Annotated in this window: 15 protein-coding genes; 10 read left to right on the top strand and 5 right to left on the bottom strand. The window is 58.5% G+C overall.

Translation table 11 applies throughout. From position 1 onward, the window contains the following. Positions 1–5: 5 nt before the first annotated feature. Genes H8E27_11740 through H8E27_11720 form a run of 5 tightly spaced genes read left to right on the top strand, consistent with a single transcriptional unit; the run spans position 6 to position 7588 of the window. Complete coding sequence (locus H8E27_11740) at positions 6–1907, top strand: DUF1592 domain-containing protein (GenBank protein MBC8326285.1); 1902 nt, start codon at positions 6–8, stop codon at positions 1905–1907. After that, complete coding sequence (locus H8E27_11735) at positions 1904–3286, top strand: DUF1552 domain-containing protein (GenBank protein ID MBC8326284.1); 1383 nt, start codon at positions 1904–1906, stop codon at positions 3284–3286. Before H8E27_11740 ends, H8E27_11735 begins: the two co-directional genes overlap by 4 nt. A gap of 34 nt (positions 3287–3320) precedes the next feature. Beyond that, positions 3321–4325 carry a metal-dependent hydrolase gene (locus H8E27_11730; GenBank protein ID MBC8326283.1) on the top strand — a complete coding sequence of 335 codons (1005 nt, stop codon included), beginning with the start codon at positions 3321–3323 and terminating at the stop codon, positions 4323–4325. Positions 4326–4364: 39 nt separating this feature from the next. Then, positions 4365–6131, top strand: a complete 1767-nt coding sequence (locus tag H8E27_11725) for an exo-alpha-sialidase (GenBank protein MBC8326282.1) — start codon at positions 4365–4367, stop codon at positions 6129–6131. Positions 6132–6190: 59 nt separating this feature from the next. After that, positions 6191–7588 carry a sulfatase gene (locus H8E27_11720; GenBank protein MBC8326281.1) on the top strand — a complete coding sequence of 466 codons (1398 nt, stop codon included), beginning with the start codon at positions 6191–6193 and terminating at the stop codon, positions 7586–7588. Between the two features lie 117 nt (positions 7589–7705). On the opposite strand, the gene H8E27_11715 is transcribed toward H8E27_11720, so the two are convergent. Then, a complete protein-coding gene (locus H8E27_11715) occupies positions 7706–8944 on the bottom strand; it encodes an MFS transporter (protein MBC8326280.1) in 1239 nt (412 codons plus the stop codon). An 8-nt stretch (positions 8945–8952) separates the two neighbouring features. Continuing rightward, complete coding sequence (locus H8E27_11710; protein ID MBC8326279.1) at positions 8953–9987, bottom strand: SMP-30/gluconolactonase/LRE family protein; 1035 nt, start codon at positions 9985–9987, stop codon at positions 8953–8955. Positions 9988–10073: 86 nt separating this feature from the next. Here H8E27_11710 and H8E27_11705 point away from each other — a divergent pair, with 86 nt between their 5' ends. From H8E27_11705 to bfr, 4 genes are all read left to right on the top strand, one after another. Continuing rightward, positions 10074–11153, top strand: a complete 1080-nt coding sequence (locus H8E27_11705) for an SGNH/GDSL hydrolase family protein (GenBank protein MBC8326278.1) — start codon at positions 10074–10076, stop codon at positions 11151–11153. 91 nt (positions 11154–11244) lie between these two features. After that, positions 11245–12741 carry an arylsulfatase gene (locus H8E27_11700; protein MBC8326277.1) on the top strand — a complete coding sequence of 499 codons (1497 nt, stop codon included), beginning with the start codon at positions 11245–11247 and terminating at the stop codon, positions 12739–12741. 121 nt (positions 12742–12862) lie between these two features. Then, positions 12863–13150: a (2Fe-2S)-binding protein gene (locus tag H8E27_11695; GenBank protein ID MBC8326276.1), complete on the top strand. Its 288-nt coding sequence runs from the start codon at positions 12863–12865 to the stop codon at positions 13148–13150. A 131-nt stretch (positions 13151–13281) separates the two neighbouring features. Next, positions 13282–13761 (top strand): bacterioferritin, encoded by a 480-nt coding sequence (gene bfr, locus H8E27_11690; protein MBC8326275.1) that lies wholly within the window; start codon positions 13282–13284, stop codon positions 13759–13761. 3 nt (positions 13762–13764) lie between these two features. Here bfr and H8E27_11685 read toward each other — a convergent pair whose 3' ends face one another. From H8E27_11685 to H8E27_11675, 3 genes are all read right to left on the bottom strand, one after another. Then, on the bottom strand, positions 13765–16911 hold the full coding sequence (locus H8E27_11685; protein MBC8326274.1) for a hypothetical protein: 3147 nt from the start codon (positions 16909–16911) through the stop codon (positions 13765–13767). A 170-nt stretch (positions 16912–17081) separates the two neighbouring features. Continuing rightward, the gene (locus H8E27_11680; protein ID MBC8326273.1) at positions 17082–19196 is read right to left on the bottom strand and encodes a DUF1553 domain-containing protein; all 2115 of its coding nucleotides are present in this window, start codon (positions 19194–19196) and stop codon (positions 17082–17084) included. Positions 19197–19342: 146 nt separating this feature from the next. Continuing rightward, positions 19343–20725 carry a DUF1501 domain-containing protein gene (locus tag H8E27_11675; protein MBC8326272.1) on the bottom strand — a complete coding sequence of 461 codons (1383 nt, stop codon included), beginning with the start codon at positions 20723–20725 and terminating at the stop codon, positions 19343–19345. A gap of 144 nt (positions 20726–20869) precedes the next feature. Between H8E27_11675 and H8E27_11670 the strand changes: the two genes are divergently transcribed. After that, positions 20870–21739 carry a ThuA domain-containing protein gene (locus H8E27_11670; protein MBC8326271.1) on the top strand — a complete coding sequence of 290 codons (870 nt, stop codon included), beginning with the start codon at positions 20870–20872 and terminating at the stop codon, positions 21737–21739. Positions 21740–21975: the final 236 nt, after the last annotated feature.

Genomic DNA, 21975 nt, shown 5'->3' with positions numbered 1-21975 from the left:
GGCTAATGGATATGTTTCGGGGAGCCTTCAAAACGAACATACCGGCACTGGCGTTTGCCTTGTGGTCGGTCGGTTCGGTCGTCGGCGCGGATGAGGCGGCGCTGCGGGCGGATGCCCAGAAGGTGTTCAAGGAGAAGGTCGGCCCGTTCGTCAACAAGTACTGCACACGCTGCCACGGTTCGCGGGCGAAGGCGGGGATCAATCTTCAATCGGCACTCAAGAATCCGGGCGGCGAGTCGGCGTCCCTGCATTGGAAGAAGGCGGTGGCCAACGTGAAGGTGCACGATATGCCGCCGGAGGATTCCTCCAAGAAACCGACCGACGAAGAACGACGGCAGTTCGTGGAGTGGATCGGCAAGCTCAAGTATCTGGCGCCGCGCGATCCCGGGCCGTTTGTGATCCGGCGCCTGACCAAGGCGGAGTACGGGAACACGTTGCGCGCCCTGTACGGAGTGTCGCCGTCGGTCACCGACAGCCTGCCCGACGAGGTGGTGGGCGAGGGGTATCTTAATTCCATTTCTCCGCTGCAGTCGGAGCTGTTTCTCGAGGTGGCCAACAAGGTGGTCGGGCAGGTCATGGCAGCGGCCGGTCAAGCGCCCACGGAGGTTCAGAAACGGCTCTTTGGCGAGACGCCGTCCGAGGGCGCGGATCTTCGTAAGGCGGCGCGGCAAGTGGCGCGTTCCTTGGCGCGCGATGCGTACCGACGACCGCCCACCGAGAAGGAGTTGGACGTGCTAGTGGGTATCTTCGAGCTGGGACAGGAAAACAAGCTGGATTACATGGCGTCGCTGGGGCTGATGTGGAAGGCGGTCCTGGTTTCGCCACAATTTCTCTTTATCACACCGGCAGGCGCAGTGGACTCAAAGGAATCCATCGTGCCGCTGGACAATTTCCAACTGGCTGCCCGGATTTCCTATTTGGTGTGGTCCGCGCCGCCGGACGCTGAACTGGCCGCCCTAGCGGATCAGGGCGCGTTGCAGAAGCCCGAGGTGTTGCGGGCGCAGGTGAAACGAATGTTGAATGACCCGCGCGCGCGGGCGTTGTACGATGGATTCGGCGCCCAATGGCTGAAGGTGGATGGACTGGACCGGCAGGTATTCGACCCGGACCGATTCCCGCAGATCACGCCGGCGCTGCGACAGGCGATGATGGAGGAGCCCCGTCTGTTTTTTGAAAGCGTGCTGCGCGAGAACCAACGCATCGTGAGATTCGTGGACAGCGACTACACCTTCCTGAACGAGCCGTTGGCCAAGTTGTACGAATTAAAGCAGGACGTGCCGGGGCCCAAGATGCGACGAGTCCAGCTGGCCAATCCTAACCGGGGCGGCATCCTCGGCATGGCGGCCACGCTATCGGCCACGTCGTTCCCCAACCGCACCAGCCCAGTGAAGCGTGGGGTGTGGGTGCTGGAACAGGTGCTGGGCGAGCGCGTGCCGCCGCCACCGGCTGACGTGCCTGAACTCGAAGAGCAGGAGCATCAGGACGTGAAGGGCCTGACGCTGCGCCAGCGGACGGAGCTGCACCAATCCGAAGCCACCTGCCGCAATTGCCACAAGGTGCTCGATCCGATCGGCTTCGGCTTGGAGAATTTCGACGCCATCGGCCGTTGGCGCGTGAAGAACGATGCCGGCGCGGCGATTGATTCGGCGGGAAAATTGCCCGGCGGAAAAGACTTCTCCACGCCCGCAGAATTGAAGAAGCTGCTTGCCCAGCGCGAAGCGGATCTCGCCCGGAACCTGACCGAACGCCTGATGGCCTACGCGCTGGGCCGCCAGTTGGAAGGCTACGACGAGGTGATCCTCGATCAGTTGATGGATCGGATCGCCCGCGACGAGTATCGCGTGCAAACGATTGTCACCGAGATCGCCACCAGTTATCTGTTCACCCATCGCCGAGTTAAACAATGAAAACCATGCATCAAAAATCTTCTGTCGATCGCCGGACCTTTCTGAAGGGCGCGGGTGTTTCCCTCGCGCTGCCGTTTATGGATTCCCTCGGCTGGGCGGCCAATTCCAAGGCTGCCGCCAAAGCGCCTGTGCGGCTCGCCTTCATGTACATGCCGCACGGCGTCATCATGGACCAGTTTTGGCCCAAGGATCAGGAAGCGTTTCGCAACGCCGCGCCGCCTATCCTCAAGTCGTTGAAGCCGATCATGAACCAATGCCTGATGATGAAGGGCATTTCCGGCGTGCCGATCTCGCCGTTCAATGGCGCGCCACACGCGCTGGAGCTGTCCACCTGGCTCACCGGGCGGTTGCCCGATCCTGATACGCGCGGACGCGTTAACATCTCCATTTCCGCCGACCAAATCATGGCCAACTACGTGGGCGCCCACACCTTGCTGCCGTCGCTCGAGCTGGCCACCATGCCGCAGACTTGGAAGGAAAATCAGGAAGGCCTGCATGAGGGGTACTACAACCACTGCAGCTACCGCTCGCCCACGCAGCCTGTGCCCGCCGAGACCGATCCGCGCAATGTCCTGAACCGCCTCTTCGGTAAGCGCGGTCAGAAAGGCAAGGTCACTCAGGCGAATCCGCTGGACCGGCAGATGCTCGACCGAGTACTGGGCGGCGCCCGGGAATTGCGCCGGACGCTATCCAAGATTGACCAGCAGAAGCTCGACGAATATCTCGATAGCGTACGCTCGGTGGAACGGCGCATCGCCGCCATCGAGACCCGCCAGCAGGAGGCTGCACTGGAGAAGAACGGCGTTGGCCCTTCCAAGCGCCACGCCACTGACTCGGCGCCTATCGAGGTGAAGATCCCCGAGGGCGACAAGCGCAGCGAGTACATGCAGGTCATGTGCGACCTCACCGTGCTGGCGTTTCAAACCGACACCACGCGGGTGAGCACCTACGTGGGGTCCCGCCCCAACGGCGCGTCCTACCCCGAGTTGGGCTTCAGTAACCAGCATCACTCGCAGACACACTACGGCAGTGATCAGGAAAAAATCGGGAAGGTCGCGGCCATTAACGAATTCAACGTTGCGCAGTTCGCCTACATGGTGAAGAAGATGCACGCGCTCAAGGAAGGCGAGGGCACGTTGCTCGACAACTGCATTATGATGTGGGGCTCGGGCCTCGAGGACGGCAACAAGCACCGGCGTGACAATCTCCCGTTCATCATCGCCGGTAAAGGCGGCGGCAGCCTCAAGACCGGCCGGTTCCTGTCTGGCATCAAGGGGAATCAGGGCGATCTACTCACTACCTTGCTCGCCTGCGCCGGCGTACCGCTCGACCGCCCCATTGGCATTGCCACGCAACAGATTCACCAAATGAAGGCCTAATGGTTCGCAACCGAACCGCGAGGAAAACGCTTTCATGGATTTGCTGACCCAGGGACTGGTGGGTTCGGCGGTGGCGCAGTCGTTTGCCGGCCCCAAGGCGCAAGGTCGGGCGGTATGGTACGGGGCAGTGGCCGGCATGGCGCCGGACTTGGACGCGCTCATTCGATCGTCGGCCGATCCCTTGCTGAACCTCGATTATCACCGGCACTTTTCCCATTCACTGGCCTTTATCCCCGTGGGCGCCACGTTCGTGGCCTTGTTGATCTGGGGGCTTTCGCGGCGGCGATTCGATTTCCGAGAAATTTGGCAGGCCTGCATGTTGGGTTATGCAACGCACGGGCTCCTCGATGCCTGCACTAGTTACGGGACGCACCTTTTGTGGCCGTTTGCGCTGGAGCGGGTGTCGTGGAATCTCGTTTCCATCGTGGATCCGCTGTTTAGTTTGCCGCTGTTGATCCTGCTCATTCTTGGAGTGAAACGCCGGCAAGTTTGGTTTCCGCGCGCGGCCTCCATTTTTTGCCTGAGCTATCTGTTGTTTGCCCTCACGCAACATCGCCAGGCCGAGTCCGCGCAAGCCGCCTTGATCGAACAGCGCGATCACGCGGCCGACCGGCAGATTGTGAAGCCGAGCATCGGTAATGTGTTTCTGCACCGATCGGTTTATCTGCACGAAGGCGTGTATCACGTGGATGCCATTCATGTGTTCCCCGGCTTGGCGCCCAAGATATATCCCGGCGGCGAAGTGGCGGCTTATGGACTCGGAGATTCCGATCCCGCGCCCGGCGATTCCTCGCGGCTGGCCCAGGATGTGGCCCGCTTTGAACGCTTGTCCGATGGCTTTTTGGGGCAACATCCGGAAGCGCCCCATGTGATCGGCGATGTCCGATACGGGATGCTGCCCACTTCGACCGTTCCGTTATGGGGCATTCGAATCGATCCCGCCCAACCGGAAGCGGCTGCGGAGTTCGTTAAATTTAGAACCATCGATCCCGGCGATCAGGAGGCATTTTATGGAATGCTCTTCCGCCGCGCGCCCTGATGGATTGACTACCACAGCATTCGGCCGAATGATTCGCGCGTGAAACCGTTCATCTCCATTCCCGCCCTAGCGCTCGCGGGGTTGCTTGCCACAACGCTGATGGCGGCCGAGCCGGTTCGCCATTGGAAACTGGATGGCCCGAAGGCATCTGACTTTGCGGTGAAAGGCGGCGAGGTGAAACCGGCCGGCGGCGCGCGCGGGCAATCTCTGGTAATGGATGGCGCGGCGGTGCTGGAGGTCAAGGATTCGGCGAAGCTCGGCCATGGACCGGCGGGCTTTACGCTGTTGGCTTGGGTGAATCCGTATACGCTGAAGGCCGGTCAGCAGATGATTGCGGCCAAAAACGTGTACTCGAAGAACCAGCGCGAATGGGGCGTGATGATCGACAAGGACGGCCGGTTTCGACTCTACCTGCGCCAGAGCGATTGGCAGACCGTTGCCGCCGCCACGCCGCCCAAGCCCGGACATTGGCATCAGATCGGCGTGGTGGTGACGCCCCAGCGCGCTGAGCTGTGGCTCAACGGCAAACGCGAAGGGGTGGGGGAATTGGCGCGGCCACTGCCGCCGACCGCTGCTTCGCTCACCTTGGGCGGCGTGAACGACAACGGACGCATTTGGCAAAATCTCTTTGGCGCGTTGGATGAGGTACAGTTCTTTGATGCGCCGTTGTCCGCCGAGGCGATGGCCGCGCAGTACCGGCCGGTGGCCGCCACCCACGTCGTCCCCAAACATCAACCGCTCGGCGGCGACGTGTTTCCGTTGTGGAACGGATCGCCTTTGCCGCCAGATCCGGCGCGCATTCCGTTTGCCGATGGCATCGTGCATCGCACCATTCACCGACCGGCCGAGGACGGTTATAAATTTCTGCACGGCGCCGCCATCGTGATGCACAAGGGTGTCCTGTACGCCAACTGGGCCAACAGTCCCACCAACGAAAACGGTCCGCACGAAACCCTGCAGGGCCGCCGCTCCAAGGACGGCGGCAAGACGTGGAGCCCGCTGGAGGTCGTCGGCCCCGGCTTCGATGGCGCGGACCGGCACAGCCACGGCGTCCTGTTCCGGCACCGGGGCGAGCTGTGGACCATTTGTTCGCGCTTCGGCACGGGCGAGCCGGGTGGCAGGCGTTTTCGGGGCCTGCGCGGCGAGGCCTTTGTGCTCGATGAAAAGACTGATCAATGGAAAACCCGCGGCATAGTCATGCGCAACTGCTGGCCCTACGACGAGCCCGTGCGTATGGGCAACGGCAGTTACGTCACCGGGGGTCAGGACAAGGATGGCTATCCCGTGGTGGCCGTCAGTCGCGGCGACGATTTCACGAAATGGGATTCCGTGCTCATCCCGTTCCCGCCGCAGCTCCAGCCGAGCTTTGCTGAAACGACCGTCTGGGCCAATGGCGCGCACGTGCTGGCGGTCATCCGCGGCGGCGCCGGCGTGGCTTGGGTGTCCACCAGCGAGGACCACGGCAAGACCTGGGCCAAGGCTCGCCCGAGCAACCTCCCCATGCCCCGAGCCAAGGCCTACCTTGGTCGGCTCAGCACCGGTCAGCTTTACGTCATTTCCAACTATCGCAACCGCGACACGCTGTGCGTTTCCGTCGGCAAGCCCGGCGAAAAAACCCTCAGCCGAATGTGGCGTCTGCGCCACGGCAAGTCCGTCCCACCGCGCTTTCCCGGCGCCGCCAAAGGCAAGCAATGGAGCTACCCCTACGCCCACGAACACGACGGCCAGCTCTACGTCGTCTACTCCATCGGCAAGGAAGATTGTGGCCTGACCGTGGTGCCGGTGGCGTCCTTGGCGCATCCGTAATTTCACCGTTGAATGTCGGCGGGTTTCTTTCCATGCTCCCGCCACCGGATTTAATTCATATGAAACACACTCGTATTGCCTTGGCCTGTCTGCTGGCCGTTTTCTTGTTTGCCGTGGAAACGGCTTCCGCCGCCAAGCCCAACTTCGTGATTATCTTCGCGGATGACCAGGGGTACGGAGACTTGAGTTGCTTTGGCTCGAAGACGATCAAGACGCCGAACATCGATCGCATCGCCAAAGAGGGACGGAAGTTCACGAGCTTCATGGTGGCCTCGCCGGTGTGCACGCCCTCGCGGGCGGCGTTGCTGACCGGTTGTTATCCCAAGCGTGTGGGCATGCACCAGCACGTGCTGTTCCCTGCCTCGACCAAGGGGCTGAACGCCAAGGAGCACACCATCGCCGATCACTTGAAAGGGCAGGGCTATGCCACGGCTTGTTTCGGTAAATGGCATCTCGGGCATCACAAGGAAACGCTGCCGACGGCCAATGGCTTCGATACGTACTACGGCATCCCGTACTCGAACGACATGAACCATCCCGACAACAAGGGCAAACCGCGCGGCGGTTGGCAGGGCATGGACCTTCTTTGGGCCGATCCGGAATCCACGCTTACCAAATGGAAGACCCCGCTCTACGAGGATGAGAAGATCGTCGAACTGCCGGTCGACCAACGCACCGTCACGCGCCGTTACACGCAGAAGTCCATCGATTTCATTAAGACTAACAAGGACAAACCGTTCTTCGTGTACCTGCCGCATTCCATGCCGCACATTCCGTTGTATGTGCCCGATGAAATCCGCGATCCTAACCCGAAGAACGCCTACATCAATGTCATCGAGCACATCGATTCGGAAGTCGGCCGCCTGCTCAAAACGTTGGATGAACTGAAACTCGCCGACAACACCTACATTATTTATACGACGGACAATGGCCCGTGGCTGCCGTTCCTGCACCATGGCGGTTCGGCCGGTCCGTTGCGCGACGGCAAAGGCACCACCTTCGAGGGCGGTCAGCGCGTTCCGTATGTGATGCGCGGCCCCGGCATTCCCGCCGGCACCGTGTGCGATGAACTCACCGGCACCATTGATTTACTCCCCACCATCGCCGCCCTCACCGGCAAACCTTTGCCCAAGAGCAGAAAGATCGACGGCCTGGACGTGACCGGCCTGTGGAAAGGCACCGCCCAAAAATCCCCGCGCACGGAATTTCTCCATTACACTTCCCGCGGAAACATCGAAGGCCTGCGGAGTGGAAGCTGGAAACTGCTCGTGAAAAAACCGCGCCGCGCCAACAACCGCCCGCCGCAGATTTTCCTCTTCGACTTGGCCAAGGATGTCGGCGAAAAAAACAACCTCGCCGAAGCAAAGCCCGAGGTCGTCAAGCAACTCCGCGCCCGCATGGAAACCCTCGACGCCGAGATCACGAAGAACGCGCGGCGGCCGTGGTTCAAGAATTGATTTGTGAATTAGACGACCGCTTACGGACTCGCAGGCTCGTCCCTCCAACCCCTCACAATGGAGGGACGAGCCTGCGAGTCCGCCTTTAGTTTAGCGTAAGTTCAGCGCCGCCGTTTTTTATTGGACCTCTCCCCCGCCACTGGCCTTCGGTTCCCGGAAGAACAGGGCGAAGATAATCAGCACGCCAACTGAGAGATATGCCGGCACGGGCCAAATGCTGGCCCAGTCGTGAAAAGTCTTTTCGGTTCCCTCAACGATTTTGACGTATTCGTATTTTTTCAAAACCGCCCCGGCGAGCATCGTGCCGACGAAAGCACCCACGCCCCAGAGAATGAACGCGATGAAGCCTTGGCAGGCGGCGCGGATTTTTGGGTTGGCCTCATCATCAACATAAAGTTGCCCGGCGATGAACAGAAAATCGTAGCACACGCCGTGCATCAGGATGGCCCCAAAGATGAGCGGGGCCGCGAGGGTGGTGGCGCCGACACTGGCACCGAGGCAAAAGTAGCGGGCAGTCCAGGCAAGGATGCCGAGGAAAATGGTTTTCTTATAGCCAAACTTTTTCAGCATGATGGGCAGGAAAAACATGAAGATAATATCTGAGACCTGTGCTAGGGACGTCTTTACGGCGAGGTTGGTCCAATCCAGTTCCGCCAAGAAAATGCCCAACATGACAAAATAAAAATAAAGCGGGATGCAGATCAGAAACATGCAGCCAATGAAAATTGCGAAAGAGGGTTTTTTCATCAGCGCCAGCGCATCGAGGCCGAGCAGTTCACTGAGACTAATGTTTTCGGCGGTTTTCTTGGGCGGGGTGTGCGGCAGTTTCAGCGAGAAAATCGCCAAGCCGATGGAGACGCCTCCAGCGAGGTAGAACTGAATGGAGGATAGTTCGCCGTCCAGCAGAAATGATAGTGTGAACAACCCGCCAATCCACCCGGCCGCCGACCACAATTTCACACGCGGGTAGGCGGTCTTCGAGTCTTCAAGATGGGTGAGCGCGAGGGAATTGCCCAAGGCAAGCGTAGGCGTGTACAGCGCGCAATAAAGGATGAGCGTGGAGTAAAACGGCAGGAAAGTGGTGAGGCTCGGCAGCAGACAGAGGAGACCGCCCCCAATCAACGAAAACACGGCGAGCAATTTCTCCGAGGCAAAATAGCGGTCGGCCAGAAGCCCCACGAGGAAGGGCGAAATCATCGAGCCGATAGCAAATGCACTGTAAGCCGCGCCCACTTCCTGTCCGTCGAACTTGAGGGTATTCGTGAGATAGGCGCCCATGGTCACATACCAACTGCCCCACACGAAATATTGGAGGAAATTAAAGAACGACAGTTTGACTTTGAGTTGGGTCTGCATGGCGGCGGTTACCCAATCTTGTACGAAGCCTTGCCCGGGATGGCGGTGCGAATGCTGTGCAGGTGCGCGCCGCTTGTGATGTAGAGCGTGCGCAGGTCGGAGCCGCCGAAGGTGCAGTTGGTGAGGGTGTCGGTGGGGGTTTGGCGAAAGGCGATGAGTTTGCCCTGCGGCGAGATGACGTGGATGCCCGGACGGGTGTCGAGGGTCTCGCTGGTGCGGCGCGTCTTGTGCAGGCCGGCGGCGACGTAGAGGTTGCCCTCGGCGTCAATGCACATGCCATCGCCACTGCGTCCGGGATAAAAGTTGATGTGCGTGCGGCGATTGGAAAGTTGCCCGCTCTGGTCGAGGTCGAAGGCGAGGATGCTGCGGTTGCGGTTGGCGTCCGGATGCGCCTCGATGAGGTACAGCGTCTTGCCGTCGGGCGCGATGACGATGCCATTGGGCATGTGCACCTTGGGCCACGCCAGCGGCTGGTGCAGCTTGCCAGTGGCGAGGTCGAGCCGATAGACGGCGTTTGGATTGCCCTTCTTCGGGTCGGGCGTGCCGGGGCGGCTGGTGAAAAACAACTTGCCACTCGCGGTCAGCTCGAGGTCGTTCGGTGCCGCCAATGGAAAGTCGTTGAACTTATTTGCCAACACTGAAATTTTCCCGGTGGCCAGGTCCGTTCGCGTCACGCGCCCCGCTCCGCCCTCGCACGCGAGCAGCCGTCCCTTCGGGTCAAACAACAACCCGTTCGCCTTGTTCGATTTCTCGCGGAACGTCGCCAGCTTTTTCCCCTTCACCGACCACCGCAAAATCTTCTCCATCGGCACATTCGTAAAAAACACATCCCCATCCGCCCCCACCGCCGGCCCCTCCAAAAACACTTTCCGATCCTCCACCGTCGCCAGCGTCTTCACCTCGCCAAGAAATTTGCCACTCTTCAATCCGGCATACTGCCCGCTGATGCCTGCGGCACGCGCGGGGGTGTGGATGGCGAAAGCGGCGGTCGCGCTGGAGGTTTGGAGAAATTTACGGCGGGAAAGTTTGCGATGGAATTTCATGGCAGCGCCCAAGGCTACTGGGCTGAGTAGCGGCGTCAAGGCTGCCGATGATTGACCGCACGTGATATTTCTGGAAAACTCGCGCTATGAAACGCCTTTTGCTTTTTGTGTTCGCGTGTTTCGCGCTCGATGGTTTCGGCCAAGGGAAAATTCAGTGGCACGATGTCACGCAATGGGGCGTGGAAGGCCGCGGTTGGGGTGATCAGGATCGGGTGCGGTGGTTTGACCGGTTCCCGGCGAAGGCCGAGGAGACGGTGACCAAATCAGTGTGGAGCTTGAGCCGGCACAGCGCGGGAATGATGGTGCGGTTTAAGACCAACGCCAACGCCATCCAAGCGAAATGGAAAGTGCTGAGCCCGAATCTCGGCATGGCGCACATGCCACCGAGCGGGGTAAGCGGGCTGGATTTGTACGCGCGCGATGCGAAAGGGAAATGGCGGTGGGCCGCCGCCACGCGACCGAGCAAACAGGAGATGCAAGTCACGCTGCTCAGCGGCATTGCATCGGGGTTGCGCGAGTACGCGATTTATTTGCCGCTGTATAATGGCACGGAGTCGCTGGCGATTGGTGTGCCGACGGGGGCGAAGTTTGAACGGCTCGCGCCGCGCAAGGCGAAGCCGCTGATTTTTTATGGCACGTCCATCACGCACGGCGCCTGCGCCTCGCGGCCGGGCATGGTGCACACGGCGATCCTTGGAAGGCGGCTGGAAATGCCGGTCATCAATATTGGCTTTTCCGGCAACGGCAAAATGCACAAGGAAGTCGGTGACCTGATGGTGGAGGTGAATGCCGCCTGCTACATCATCGATTGTCTGCCGAACATGAACGCGGCGATGGTCACCGAGCGGTGCGCGCCTTTGGTTCGGCAGCTTCGCAAGGCGCGTCCGCACACGCCGATTTTGCTGGTGGAAGACCGTCGCAACGCCGGTTCGTGGCTGACGCCGGCGCGAGCAAAACATCACGATGACAATCACGCTGCATTGCAAAAAGTTTTCAGGCAATTAAAATCCGAAGGCGTGAAAAACCTCCACTACCTCGGGGGCGACTTGCTGCTGGGCGACGACGCCGAGGGCACCACCGACTCCTCCCATCCCAACGACCTCGGCTTCTTCCGCCAAGCCAACGCCTTCGAACCCGTGCTGCGCAAGGCATTGAACATTGAATGAGCGTAGATGCTCATGACGCACAGGGTTTTTTACCCTGCTCATCTGTGTTTAAATCATTCTGTTTTTCTTGTGCTACGCACGGGTGTGCGGGATGCTTCGCGACTCTATGAAACACTTTTTGATTTTTGTTGCATTTATGTTTGCGGTGTCCGTTCAGGCGGCGAAGCAGAATATTGTAATTTTTTTGGCTGATGATATGGGCTATGGGGATGTGCAGGCGCTGAACGCCAATTCGAAAATTCCCACGCCGCATCTCAATCGGCTCGCAAAGGAGGGGATGACGTTTTCCGATGCGCATAGTCCTTCGGCGGTCTGCACGCCCACGCGGTATGGAGTTATCACTGGGCGGTCTTGCTGGCGGTCGCGGTTGAAGCGCGGGGTGCTCGGCGGATACAGCGCGCCATTGATTGAAAAGGATCGGCCGACGGTGGGTTCGGTTTTGCAAAGCGCGGGCTACCATACTGCGGCGATTGGTAAATGGCATCTTGGGATGAATATGACGCGCCGCGAGGGTGCCAAGCCGGGGCCGGAACGTTGGGATGGCGATGGCAACGTGGATTACACCAAGCCCATCGCGGATAGTCCGATCACGCGCGGTTTTCACGAATACTTCGGTGTGAGTGCGTCGCTGGATATGGCGCCGTATGTTTGGATTGAAAATGATCGCTTCGCAAAGGCACCGACGATTCAACAGGCGGCGGTGAAGTTCCCCGCGTTCATTCGCAAAGGTCCGCGTTCGGATGACTTTGAATTTGAAAAAGGCCTCGATGTGTTGGCCGCGCGCGCGGCGGGATTTCTTGAACGGATGGCGAAGGAGGAAAAAACTTTCTTTCTTTATCTGCCGCTCACTGGCCCGCACAAACCGGTGACGCCGCATCCGCGTTTCAAGGGCAAGACCGGCCTTGGCCCGTACGGCGATTTTGTGATGAACGTCGACGACACCGTCGGCCAAGTGCTCAAGGCGCTGGACGAAACCAAGCTCGCCGATAATACACTCGTCATATTCACCAGTGACAACGGGTCCTTCATGCATCGAATTGACGGCGAGCCTGATCACGTCACTGAACCGGGCAAACAACAATACAATTCCAAACACCACACCGCCAACGGCCCGTGGCGCGGCACCAAAGCGGATATTTGGGAAGGGGGCCATCACGTACCATTCTTCGTGCGCTGGCCGGGCAAGGTGAAACCGGGAAGCCAAAGCGCACGCGTAATCACACACACAGACCTCTTCGCCACTGCGGCCGCTGTGGCAGGCGCGAAGATTCCCAAGGGCGCGGCAGCGGACAGCTTTAGTTTTTTGCCGTTGTTGTTGGGCGATGAGAAAAAATATTCGCGGCCACCGGTGATTCATCATTCTTCCGGTGGAATGTTCGCCATTCGCGATGGCGATTGGAAGTTGGTGCTCGGCAATGGCTCGGGCGGTCGTCAACAACCGAAGGGCAAATCATTCGGAATACCCTATTTTCTAGCGAATATGAAAACCCATCCGGATGAACAAAAGAATTTCGCGCCCCAGGAAAACGGAATCGTCGAACGCCTTGAGCGTACCTTCCAAAAAATCCACAAAACAGAACAACGCTGAGATCGATTCGAGGAAATGCCCAATTTAGTGAGTATTTTTGAATACCTGCAAATGTGACTCAGTCTCAAATAATGCTTGCCTTGCCATCGGTTTTGCCCGATGTCTGGGTCGCTTTCGCACGATGGCAACGATTTTGGACATGCCCGCGCAGACGCGCACGCAGTCAGCCGACACGCTGATTTGTCACTGTTATCAGGTGACGGCATCGAGCATTCGCGAGGCGATAGACGAGGGCGATGCGGAAACCATTGCGGAGGTCACGCAACTGACGGAGGCCGGCAGCGGTTGCGGCAGTTGCCAGTGCCGCATCCAGCGGCTGATCGCGGGTTTGCCGGCGGAGTGCGGGCCGTGCGCGTTGTGTCCCGGCTGCGGGCACATCCAAACGCTGTGCCATTGCAAGGCGGCGTAGTTTTTTTCTGGGAATGAGTCTCGGTAGCAGACATTTTTATTTTTTCACTCGCCCAAACTGTGCTACCGTGCTGGCTTGTGTTTATTGAAAACGAATTAACCGCGACTCACCGCGGCAACCATTAAAGAATTATGAAGGGTAACGAACAAGTCATTGAAGCATTAAACGCCGGGCTGACCATTGAGTTGACGGCGATCAACCTATATTTTATCAACTCCAAAATGTGCCGCGACTGGGGGCTCAATAAGTTGGCGGATCATTTTCACGCGGAGTCGATTGAGGAAATGAAACACGCGGACGAGGTGATCGACCGTATCCTTTATCTGGACGGCGTGCCGGCAATCTCCCGCTACCATGTCATCAACGTGGGCGACACGCCGCAAGCGCAAATCGAAAACAGTCTCGAGCTGGAGACAAAGGGCGTGGCGACTTACAATGAGGCCATTAAACTTTGCATTGAGTTGAAGGATGCCGGCAGCCGCGAGTTGATGGATCGAATGGTGGTGGAGTCCGAAGACAGCGTGGACTGGGCCGAGGCGCAGCTGGACCTCATCCAGATGACCGGCCTCGAAAATTATCTCTCGCAGCAAATGCACAAGGCCGGCGGTTGAATCTTACCGCTTCTTTACGTGCAGCAGAATAGGCTGTGACACAATGCCTTTTTCGGAACCTGTGCGGAGGTGGAAACGGCGGGTCATTTCAGGCACCCATTTGTCAGCGGTGATGAAAAATTCGCGTTCGGTTTGGCCTTCAACGATGAGTAAACCGCTGAGGCCGATGTTATCCACATAAATCCCGTGGGGGAGGTTGCGTCCGGAATCGTGGCTGCCAAAGCTAACGCGGCCTTTGGTTCCATTGCGTTCGATCACCACCCGGGCCGAAATAGTTTCGCCCGGCGCAATAGTCAGCTCGAGCGGTTCGCCCGGCGCAAGTTTCCCGCTGGCGGGCAGGACTTGCACTTGAAGCTTGGGCTGGGCGATGAGTTTCAAGCCGCTTAGATTGTTGACGGGATGGATGACGTCTTTGCCGTTGATGCGGGCGGTGGCAGTGACTTTGGCAAAGCTAGCGGGGGCGGCGTCGGCAAAGGAGAGGGAAGTCTCCGCGAAGCCGGGGCCTTTCCAGCCGACATATAATTCTTCCATTCCCGCCGCCTCAAGGTAGCTCACGCGGATAGCGTGTATTCCCGCCTTCAAATCTACTTTGCCGCTTTTTCGCACATTGCCGTGGAGGCCGTCGTTGTCCACGATTTTTTTGCCATCAATAAATAGCAGAGACCCGTCATCGGATGCCAAAATAAATTCGTAGCTGCCGTCCTTCGGGATTTTAATTTGGCCTTCAAATTGCATTCCAAAATTGTCCTCACGATCGGCGGGTTCAATGTTAAAAAAACCGTGTTTCAATTCGCCGATCTTGACCGGCTTGAGCGCGCTCCAATCGGGAACTTTGGGCCAGGAGCCATGGAAGAGTTTCCACGTAAGTTTGTCGATCGCAGGATTGGGCGTTATCGGTTTGGGCGTGCCCGGCTTTCCGGGAGCGTGATACACCGCGCCGTAAGCCTGTGTTTGTCCCGCCTCAATGGTGAGGGGCGTGGTGACGCGGAATCCTGCCGGCACATCGGTGATGTCTACGCGGATGGGGCCATTGAAATGATCCATCCGCACCGCGCGCACGCTGAATTCGCGGCCGCTGCCTTTGGGGACGTCGGCAATGCCGCTGAGGCTCACGGAAAAATTCGGTCGTCGCGGGCGGATGGTGAGCGTGTATTTGTGGTCCTTGCCCTGCGCGCCACGCACATCGGAAACACGCGCGATAAATTCTCCGTCTTGAGGCGCGGTGAACGTGAGCTTCGAGTCTTTGCCCAAGCGCCGCTGGCTGTCGTCGTCGTTTTCAAAATAAACTGGGAAGGTCGGCAAGCCGTTGGCCGGCGGTGTGATGCCCGCAGCTAAGGGTTCCACAATGTACGCGAACTGCCCCAACGGGTGTGCCAGCGGCGTGGTGTCAAAAAATGTATGCCGCGTGCCGCTACCGGGGTAAACAAGGTATCCGCTGTCGGGCCCGCGTGGGTAATGCCAAAGCTTCACCACTTCGCCATTGAGATAAAGAAACTGGTTCAGCGTCATTTCGCGCCACTTAAACACGCGAAAATCGCCGGACGTGCTGGAGTCTTTACCGCGAAAGGTAAGCCACGATTTGCGCACGGCTTGCAGTCGCACGCGTTCGATGGGCGCGCCGGTGGCGTCGAGCACTTCCACTTTGGAATCAAGCGGCGACTTGCTGCGCGCGGCGTTGATTTCGAGCACCCACTGTTCGCCGGCTTTGGCGCGAAACCGAAAGAGATCGGGGTCATCAAGAATCACACCGGAAATTTTTGCGGGCAATCTAATGGCCATCGCGGTCTTTGGCGCGTTGTTGGGTTCCTGTTCAGTGAGCTCCACCAATGATGCCTCGGCGATGGTCGTGTGTGACTGCGTTTGAGTGACGGCGGTTTGGATGGCGCCGGTGTTGAGTTGGAGCTGCGCGGTCGAACCATCCATCCGGCCAACAATCAGCGATTTTCCATCGGGCGCAAAGGCAAGGGCGGAGACCACGTCAGATTGATGGGCAAAGGTTTGTGCAGGGGTGAGGTTTGGTAGTGTCCAAATTTTTATTATGCGATCGGCCGAGGCGGTGGCGAGGCGTTGGCCGTCGGGGCTGATGACCAGGTCGGTGATTTCATCCTCGTGCGCGAACCGCACGCGCACGAGCGGATTAATGCGCGGCTTTGTTTTGCTCATCCAACGCCAAAGGCGGATTTGTTTGTCGGCACCGGCGGCAATCACAAATTGGCTGTCCGGCGTGAACCTCACGATAAATTGTTCGCCCGTCGGCTGCCCAAGTGTGTCGAGGCGTTGGCCGGTTTTTGTGTTCCAAAGTTTTACCGCCGAATCGCCACCCGCGCTAGCGAGCACGGTGCCGTCCGGACTAAATGCAATGCCGTGCACCGCGCCGTTGTGCCCTTCCAAGGTGCGAATCCGTTGGCCGGTGTTTACATTCCAAAGTTGAATCAACCGATCATAACCCGCCGTGGCGAGCACGTGATCATCTGGCGAAATCTCCGCGCCATAAAGCGTATCGCGATGGCCTTCGCCGAAGGTGCGCACGCGTTTACCGGTTTTGAGATTCCACAGAACCGCTTCACCGCGCAAGCCGACCACGCCGGAGGCGGCCACTAAAAAATTCTCATCCGATGAAAATGACAACGCATTAACTTTGCCTGAGTGTCCAGTGAACGCGCGTTTGCCAACCAGCACTTTGCCATAAAACGCAGTCGACCGAATGCCGCCGCGCGACATTGCCAACGCGGTGACCGGAGGCTTCGCCGAATGCGCGGCAGCCACCTTCGGCACATTGAGCGTGGCGAGGATGGAGCGGTCATGCGCTGGCGGTTTTGCCCCGCCATCAATCCAAGCCTTCAGCGTGGCGAGGTGTGCGGCAGTGAGCTGCGGCTCCTTGCGAGGTGGCATGTGCGGTTTTTTTTGTTGGGTGAGTTGCTGCCAAAAATGCGAGCCCGCCGCTTTGCCCGCCACGATGCCCGCGCCATTTTCGCCGCCTTTCATCAATGACCGAAACGTCTCAACCGAAAATTCGCCTTCGAGGTCATCGTCATTGTGGCAGCCCGCGCAGTACTCGCGCAAAATCGGCGCGACATCTTTGTGGAAATCCGGTGGCGCCGCGATTGCCGAGGTTGCGACAAGCAGAAGAATGGATTTGAAAAGTTTCATTTTTTAGGCACGGATTTCACGGATGGCTGATGTGCGGTCGGCATCTTGCCGACAGGCCAACACGCAACATCTGTCGGCAAGATGCCGGCAGCACATTGAGGCGCAACTCCTTCTAAAATTCATTTCAAAAACAATCCGTGTTAATCCGTGAAATCCGTCTCTTTTATTCTTTAATGTTGGAACAAAAATTCGCGACTGGTCATCAGTGCCCAGAATAAATCCTCGGCGATGGCACGGCGTTCAGTTGCGGGCGCGTTGGCGAAGACGGCCAGAAAGCGTTTGCGTTCACCGTCGCTGGGCGGGCGGGCGAGGCAGAGCAAATAGGCTTCGTCGATGAGGGCGGGGATTTCTTTTTTGAGCAATCCGGTGACGCGACTGTTTTCGTTTCTGAGGTTGGCGTTGAGCGTGTTTCCGTTGGAGAGGTGCAGCACCTGAACCATACTCGGTTTGTTGGAACGTTCGCATTCGCAGGTGATTTCGCGTGCGTTGCGGCCGAAGGTTTTCAGAAAATATGAGGTGACGGCGGAGTCGTGCAGTTGGAGCGCGCGGGTGCCTTCTGTGTACAGGGCCGTGTTTTGTTTGCTGCCATCGGAGAGGGTGAGGGTGATGAACTTGGGGGACATTTGCGTGACCGATGTGATGGCGTCCTGCAATACTTCGGCCATTAGGCGGCGCGGGTATTGGCGGGCGTAGTAGCGCGAGTCGCCGATGTTTTCGGGCAGTGGCGTGCTGCTGCGCTGATACGTTTCACTTTGCAAAATCATCCGCATAAGCGATTTGAGGTCATATTTATTTTCCGCAAGGTGCGCCGCGAGGGCTGCGAGGAGCGGGGCGTTGGTGGCGGGGTTGGAGATGCGCAGATCATCGACTGGGTTCACAATGCCGCGCCCGAAAAAGTTTGCCCACACGCGGTTGGCGATGGAGCGGGTGAAGTACGGGTTGTCGGGCGAGGTGAGCCAATCGGCCAAAACCGCACGGCGGTCGGTGTTGGCATTGGCCACCGGTGCGCCATCAAGCGGCGCGGGGGGTTGGGGTTTGCCGGTGCGCGGCTGGAGAAGGTCCCCGCGCGGTGCAATGAACAACGTGCGCTCGCCGCTACCATTGCGGGCATCGCCGCCCCAGCCTTTCACCCGCACGCGGGCAAATAGATTTGCAAACGAATAGTATTGGTCATTCGTCCATTTTTCCAGCGGATGATTATGGCATTTGGCGCAGCCGATGGAGAGGCTCATAAACGCTTGGCTGACGTTCTCGGCCATCGTCTCGGGTTCTTGATGGACGGCATAAAAATTCGTGGCGCCGTCGGTCATGCTATCGCCGCGGGCGGTGACCACCTGCCGAACGAGCTGATCCCACGGCGTGTTATTGGCCACCTCGCTGCGCAGCCATTTGTAGTAAGCCTTGAGCGCGTTGGGGCGGAGTTTTTTGCCGCTGATCAAAAATAAATCAGCCCAGCGGTAGGTCCAGTAATCGATGAATTCGGGCCGCGCTAGAAGTTGATCAATGAGTTTATCGCGCTTGTCCTTGGCGGTGCTGGCGAGGAAGGCTTTGGTCTCGGCGGGCGTGGGCAGCACGCCGATCACATCAAGATGCGCGCGCCGGATAAACTCGCTGTCGGTGCACGGCGGCGAGGGTTTGAGATTGAGTTGGCGCAACTGTGCGAGCACCCGTTCGTCGATGAAATTTCGCTTTGGTGCTTTATTGAAAACGGCGTCCGCAATCTTGTTCGGCCAAGGCGATGTGATGCGCGCGATGGCGATTTGGCCGGAGTACCACGCGGTGATTGCACCCTGCCCAAAACCCACCACCTCGGCCTTGCCGGTTGGTTCATCGACGATGGCTACGGACGCATCGGTTGAACTGAACCGTGCCCACGATGTCACATCGCGCCGTGTGCCATCGCTAAAATGTGCGGTGACTTTGAGTTGCTGCGAGTCGCCTTTTTTCAATCGGGAATTGCCGGGCGAAAGCTCCACGCGCGCCAGATTTACATCCGCATCGGTCGGCCCCGGCGCGCCTTGCTGGATCCATTTCACGAGCAGTTGGTAATCCGCCGAATCCTCGTGCAGCACTTTGCCGCCTTTGTGCCGCACGGCGGCGGTGGGTTTGATGACAAACAGACTGCGCGCCGGATCGCTGAACTCCACCCGCCGTCCGCGCATTTCGCGCGTGATGTTATAATGATCGCTCGCCGGATCGTACGCATTGAGGCTCAAGCGAAACCCGCCCTTGCCCGCCAACGCACCGTGGCAACCGCCGCTATTGCAACCCGCCTTGGAAATCACCGGCAGTACATCGTGGCGGAAACTGATTGGCCGCTCAGCGGCGGGGGTTGCGAACGTCGTTGCAACAATGGTTATTAAACATAGTGCGTTCAGTTTGCGGACGAGCTTACGAGTCCGTGGTTTGCTGAACAAAAAAAATGTTCTCATCAAAACAATTCCTTAATGGGTTCGTTGCCAAAATCCACCAGAGGGAAGGGCCTTCCCGCCGGGCCGGGGAGCATCGCTTGGGGGTCGAGGCCGAGGCTGTGAAAAATGGTGGCCACCACGTCGCCCGGATCCACCGGTCGTTCAGCGGGGAAGCCGCCCACCGGATCGCTTTTGCCCACCACGCGACCGCCCTTCACGCCGCCGCCGGCAAAGCTGCACGTGAAACATTGGGGCCAATGATCGCGTCCGCCCGCGGGATTCACCTTCGGCGTGCGGCCGAATTCCGCCATCGTGGTCACCAGCGTGTTGCCCAGCATCCCGCGTTGATCCAAATCCTCGATCAACGCGCTGTAGCCTTGATCGTACATCGGGGCCACTTGATCCTTCATTTGTTGCACGGAAATGAATGGCTTCGATCCGTGGATGTCCCACGAGAGCTGATTGAAGACCGTGAGAAAACTATTTAGCGTTACTACCCGCACGCCGTTTTCGATGAGCCGCCGCGCGAGTAGACAACATTGGCCGAAGCGGTTCATTCCGTAACGCTCGCGCACCGATTGCTTTTCCTTTGTGAGGTCAAACGCCGAGCGTGCTTGTTCGCTGGTCATCATTCGGAAGGCGGAATGAAACGTGTCGTTCAATAAACGCGCATCCTCGCTCGCCTCAAAATTTTTCACCGCGCCATCGACAATCTCGCGCATACTGCGCCGCCGCTCCAAGCGCGCCGCGCCAATTTGATCCGGCGGCAGTAAATCCGGCACCTTAAAATTTTCCTTCGACGGATCCGCATTCAACGCAAAGGGATCGTGCGCCTTGCCGAGAAAACCGCCCGCCTGTCCGTTGGGCAAATTGCCGCCGCCGCGCCCCATCAATTCCGGCAGCACCACAAACGGCGGCAGATCACTCTTGCGCCCGAGCAAATGACTCGCCACCGCGCCGACGTGCGGCGTCTGCACCCCCCCGGCAAAGCGCCGGCCTGTTTGCATAATTTGCCAACCGGCATCGTGCACCGCCGCGCCGCCGTGATGCACCGATCGCACCAACGAAAATTGATCCGCCACCTTCGCGTGCATCGGCAGAATTTCGGAAATGTCGATGTCCGGCGACTTGGTGCGGATCGGTTTGAATGGCCCGCGATACTCCGCCGCCGCCTCCGGTTTCATATCCCAAAGGTCGACATGGCTCGGCGCGCCCAGATTAAAAATCATAATGCACGCCCGATCCTCGTGGCCCGGCCGTACCGCACCCGCTTCCTTTGCCGCCAGCAACTGCGGCAGCGACAACCCCGCCGCCCCCAACGCGCCCACCTGCAAAAACTCCCGCCGCTTCAAGTGACTCCCGCCACAAATCGACGCATCCTGTTCTGCCAAAAAATCAAACATTGCTGTGCTTCTGTTGCTTCCCCGGAATCATACGCCGATTCCGCTAATTGTCTAGTTTGCCTTTGCTCGACAAAAAATAATTCCGGACACGGAACTGCATGCATTGAGATTGACCAATTGAGGGCATAGCGGGAATCTTTCGCCATGCGATGCGTATTAGTTTTTCTTACAGCGATGGGTCTTCTGTCGGGTTCGCAAATACAGGCGGCGGACAAGGCGAAGGTGGTTTTTATTTCCGGCAAGCCGAGCCATGGGCGGTTGGCGCATGAGCATCGGGCGGGAAACATGATTCTCGCCAAGGCGCTGAATGAATCGGGGTTGCCGGTGGAGGCGGTGATGGTGCCGCATTATGGATATCCGAAGGACGCGGCGGTGCTGAAGGATGCAGACACGATTGTGATTTTTTGCACGGGCCACGGGGGGCATGTGTTGAACCCAAAGCTGGAGGAGTTTGATGCGTTGATGAAAAAGGGCACGGGCGTGGTGATGATTCATTGGGCGACCGAGGCGGTGAAGGGCGATCCGGGCGATAAGTTTCTAGAATGGATGGGTGGCTTCTGTGATTTAAACTGGAGCGTGAACCCGCACTGGACGCCAAAGTTTAAGCCGGTGAAGCACGAGATTTGGAATGGCGTGAAGCCGTTCAGCGTGAATGACGAATGGTATTATCACATGCGCTTTGTGAAGGGGATGAAAGGCGTGACCCCTATCCTCACGGACGTGCCGCAGGCCGCGACGTTGCGGCGCGGGGACGGCGCACGCAGTGGCAATCCCACCGTGCGCAAAGCGGTGGCCAACGGGGAAACACAGCACGTGGCTTGGGCTTATGAGCGTTCGGGAGGTGGAAGAGGTTTCGGCTTCACCGGTGGTCACGTGCATATGAATTGGCAGAGTGACGACAATCGCAAGTTGATGCTCAATGCCATTCTGTGGACGGCAAAGGTAAAGATTCCCAAGAATGGGGTTCTTTCAAAGACTCCGACTAAAGAGGAGATGCTCTCCAATCTGGATTAGTTCTAATCAGAGAAAGCATGATGTTGTTTCGCTGTCTTCCGTTTTTTTATTTTTGGTGTCAGGCTTGTTTGCCAAGGCGCCGGCCTATGGAAAGCAATTGGCCCGTGAAATCTACGATTCTTCCGGTGGGAGGAATTTTGCGGTGAAACCGGATGGGGATCAGGAACTCTATGACCACAACTGTGATCTCAACGAATGGACTAACCCCGCCTGCATCCCCCGAAAATAGTGAAGAC

The sequence above is a fragment of the Limisphaerales bacterium genome (genome assembly GCA_014382585.1).
In the GTDB taxonomy this organism is placed as follows: Bacteria; Verrucomicrobiota; Verrucomicrobiia; order Limisphaerales; family UBA1100; genus JACNJL01.
This window is presented reverse-complemented; position numbering and strand designations above follow the sequence as displayed.

Excerpts from the sequence above, each read along its gene's own strand:
- H8E27_11720 (MBC8326281.1), top strand. The coding sequence starts at position 6,191 with ATGAAACACACTCGTATTGCCTTGGCCTGTCTGCTGGCCGTTTTCTTG.
- H8E27_11740 (MBC8326285.1), top strand. The coding sequence starts at position 6 with ATGGATATGTTTCGGGGAGCCTTCAAAACGAACATACCGGCACTGGCG.
- H8E27_11670 (MBC8326271.1), top strand. The coding sequence starts at position 20,870 with ATGCGATGCGTATTAGTTTTTCTTACAGCGATGGGTCTTCTGTCGGGT.
- H8E27_11715 (MBC8326280.1), bottom strand. The coding sequence starts at position 8,944 with ATGCAGACCCAACTCAAAGTCAAACTGTCGTTCTTTAATTTCCTCCAA.
- H8E27_11685 (MBC8326274.1), bottom strand. The coding sequence starts at position 16,911 with ATGAAACTTTTCAAATCCATTCTTCTGCTTGTCGCAACCTCGGCAATC.
- H8E27_11675 (MBC8326272.1), bottom strand. The coding sequence starts at position 20,725 with ATGTTTGATTTTTTGGCAGAACAGGATGCGTCGATTTGTGGCGGGAGT.
- H8E27_11735 (MBC8326284.1), top strand. The coding sequence starts at position 1,904 with ATGAAAACCATGCATCAAAAATCTTCTGTCGATCGCCGGACCTTTCTG.
- H8E27_11700 (MBC8326277.1), top strand. The coding sequence starts at position 11,245 with ATGCTTCGCGACTCTATGAAACACTTTTTGATTTTTGTTGCATTTATG.
- H8E27_11710 (MBC8326279.1), bottom strand. The coding sequence starts at position 9,987 with ATGAAATTCCATCGCAAACTTTCCCGCCGTAAATTTCTCCAAACCTCC.
- H8E27_11730 (MBC8326283.1), top strand. The coding sequence starts at position 3,321 with ATGGATTTGCTGACCCAGGGACTGGTGGGTTCGGCGGTGGCGCAGTCG.
- H8E27_11695 (MBC8326276.1), top strand. The coding sequence starts at position 12,863 with ATGGCAACGATTTTGGACATGCCCGCGCAGACGCGCACGCAGTCAGCC.
- bfr (MBC8326275.1), top strand. The coding sequence starts at position 13,282 with ATGAAGGGTAACGAACAAGTCATTGAAGCATTAAACGCCGGGCTGACC.
- H8E27_11705 (MBC8326278.1), top strand. The coding sequence starts at position 10,074 with ATGAAACGCCTTTTGCTTTTTGTGTTCGCGTGTTTCGCGCTCGATGGT.